At 66.2% G+C, this 3,281-nt stretch carries 2 protein-coding genes; both read left to right on the forward strand.

Annotated elements, in window-relative coordinates:
- Positions 1–2 precede the first annotated feature (2 nt).
- Complete coding sequence (locus AC0L3C_RS36090; RefSeq protein ID WP_473267044.1) at positions 3–2,810, forward strand: hybrid sensor histidine kinase/response regulator; 2,808 nt, start codon at positions 3–5, stop codon at positions 2,808–2,810.
- A 24-nt stretch (positions 2,811–2,834) separates the two neighbouring features.
- Positions 2,835–3,281, forward strand: a 447-nt coding sequence (locus AC0L3C_RS36095) for a chemotaxis protein CheW (RefSeq protein ID WP_247468230.1), incomplete at its 3' end; no start/stop codon positions are given.

A 3,281-nucleotide genomic window follows, 5' to 3' on the forward strand; every position in this document is an offset into this window, starting at 1 on the left:
TCATGGATGATCTGTTGCGGGAGTTTTTGACGGAAACCAGTGAGAGCCTGGACACCGTGGACAATCAGCTGGTGAAGTTCGAGCAGGAGCCGAACAACGCCAAGATCCTGGATAACATCTTCCGGCTGGTCCACACCATCAAGGGCACGTGCGGCTTCCTCGGATTGCCGCGTCTGGAAGCGCTGGCGCATGCCGGCGAGACGCTGATGAGCAAATTCCGTGACGGGATGCCGGTGACGGCCGGCGCGGTGACGGTGATCCTGGCCTCGATCGACCGCATCAAGGAAATTCTGGGCGGGCTGGAGGCGACCGAAGCCGAGCCCGAGGGCACCGACCGCGATCTCATCGACAAGCTGGAAGCGATGGTTGAGCAGGGCATGGCGGCAATGGCTGCCGGTGCCGTGGCTGCTCCTGTGGCCGAAGCGCCGCCGCTGGTGCCGGAAGCGCCGGCTGCAGTGGAGGCCGCGCCGACCTCGGGCGTGCTGGCCGACCAGAGCCTGGAGCGTCCGCTGCGTCCGGGCGAAGTCTCGCTCGACGAGCTCGAGCGCGCCTTCCGCGAGACCGCGATCGAAGCGCCGATTCCCGCCCCCGTTGCCAAGGCTGAAGTCAAGGCCGAGCCCCAGCCTGCCGCTGAAGCGCCAGTGCCTGTTGCCAGGGACAAGGAAACTGCCAAGGAGACCAAGGCGCCCAAGGACAAGGCCGCGCCGAAGAAGTCGATCGCCGACGAGGGCGCCGGCGAGGGAGCCAGCATCGCCAACCAGTCGATCCGCGTCAACGTGGATACGCTGGAGCATCTGATGACCATGGTCTCCGAGCTGGTGCTGACCCGCAACCAGCTGCTGGAGATCTCCCGCCGCAACGAGGACACCGAGTTCAAGGTGCCGTTGCAGCGGCTGTCCAACGTCACCGCCGAGCTGCAGGAAGGCGTCATGAAGACGCGCATGCAGCCGATCGGCAATGCCTGGCAGAAGCTGCCCCGCATCGTTCGCGACCTCTCGAGCGAACTCGGCAAGCAGATCGAGCTGGAGATGCACGGCGCCGACACCGAGCTCGACCGCCAGGTGCTCGACCTGATCAAGGACCCGCTCACCCACATGGTGCGCAACTCCGCCGACCATGGCCTGGAGACCCCGGCCGAGCGTCTCGCCGGCGGCAAGGGCGAGCAGGGCACCATTCGCCTGTCCGCCTATCACGAGGGCGGCCACATCATCATCTGCATCGCCGACAACGGCCGTGGCCTGAACACCGACAGGATCAAGGCCAAGGCGATCTCCTCCGGCCTCGCCACCGAGGCCGAGCTCGAGAAGATGAGCGAAGCCCAGATCCACAAGTTCATCTTCGCGCCGGGCTTCTCGACTGCTGCCGCCATCACCTCGGTGTCGGGGCGCGGCGTCGGCATGGACGTGGTGCGCACCAATATCGACCAGATCGGCGGCACCATCGACATCAAGTCGGTCGCAGGTGAAGGCTCCTCCGTCACCATCAAGATCCCGCTGACGCTGGCCATCGTCTCCGCGCTGATCGTGGAAGCCGCCGGCGACCGCTTTGCGATCCCGCAGCTCTCCGTGGTCGAGCTGGTGCGGGCCCGCGCCAACTCGGAGCACCGCATCGAGCGCATCAAGGACACCGCGGTGCTCCGGCTGCGCAACAAGCTGCTGCCGCTGATCCATCTCAAGAAGCTGCTCAAGATCGACGACGGCGCCGTCTCCGATCCCGAGAACGGCTTCATCGTGGTGACGCAGGTTGGCAGCCAGACCTTCGGCATCGTCGTCGACGGCGTGTTCCACACCGAAGAAATCGTGGTCAAGCCGATGTCGACGAAACTGCGTCACATCGACATGTTCTCGGGCAACACCATCCTGGGCGACGGCGCGGTCATCATGATCATCGACCCCAACGGCATCGCCAAGGCGCTCGGCGCCGCCGGCTCCTCGGCCCATGACATGAACAACGAGAACGGGACTCACAGCATCGGAAGCGGCGAGCAGACCACCTCGCTCCTCGTGTTCCGCGCCGGCTCGTCGCAGCCCAAGGCGGTCCCGCTCGGGCTCGTCACGCGCCTGGAAGAGCTCCCGGCCGACAAGATCGAGTTCAGTAACGGCCGCTACATGGTGCAGTACCGCGAGCAGCTGATGCCGCTCGTTGCCATGGAGAGCGTCACCATTGCGAGCCAGGGCGCCCAGCCGATCCTGGTGTTCTCCGATGACGGCCGCTCCATGGGCCTCGTCGTCGACGAGATCATCGACATCGTCGAGGAGCGGCTCAACATCGAGGTCGGCGGATCCTCCTCCGGCATTCTCGGCTCGGCTGTGATCAAGGGCCAGGCCACCGAGGTGATCGACGTCGGCCACTTCCTGCCGATGGCGTTCTCCGACTGGTTCACCCGCAAGGAGATGAAGCCGTCGCTGCACTCGCAATCGGTGCTGCTGGTCGACGACTCGGCGTTCTTCCGCAACATGCTGGCTCCGGTGCTCAAGGCCGCCGGCTACCGCGTCCGCACCGCGCCGACCGCGCAGGAGGGGCTCGCGGCGTTGCGCGCGCAGACCTTCGACGTGGTCCTGACCGACATCGAGATGCCCGACATGAACGGGTTCGAGTTTGCCGAGACCATCCGCTCCGACAGCAATCTGGGCGCGATGCCGATCATCGGGCTCTCCGCGCTGGTGTCGCCGGCGGCGATCGAGCGCGGCCGTCAGGCCGGCTTCCACGACTATGTCGCCAAGTTCGACCGTCCCGGTCTGATCGCGGCGCTGAAGGAACAGACCGCGGGCGCCGCCGGTGCCTCCGAGCTGAGCCGCGCAGCAGCGTAACCAGCGGGATCAGGAGAAACTAACATGACCAAGAAGACCCAGTCCGGCGAAGGCGCCATGGTCGAATACGTCACTGCGATGATCGGCGGCCAGCTGTTCGGCCTGCCGATCTCCCGCGTCCAGGACGTGTTCATGCCCGAGCGCGTCACCCGCGTGCCGCTGTCCTCGCGCGAGATCGCGGGCGTGCTGAACCTGCGCGGCCGCATCGTCACCGTGGTCGACATGCGCGCCCGGCTCGGCCTGCCCAAGCCCGAGGACGGCAAGATCCCGATGGCGGTCGGCGTCGACCTGCGCGGTGAGTCCTACGGCCTCCTGATCGACCAGATCGGCGAAGTGCTGCGGCTCGCCGAGGACGGCATGGAAGAAAACCCCGTCAATCTCGACCCCCGCATGGCCAAGCTCGCCGGCGGTGTCCACCGTCTCGACGGCCAGCTCATGGTCGTCCTCGACGTCGATCGCGTCCTCGAGCTC

The sequence above is a fragment of the Bradyrhizobium sp. WSM4872 genome (assembly GCF_055811715.1).

Excerpts from the sequence above, each read along its gene's own strand:
- AC0L3C_RS36090 (WP_473267044.1), top strand. The coding sequence starts at position 3 with ATGGATGATCTGTTGCGGGAGTTTTTGACGGAAACCAGTGAGAGCCTG.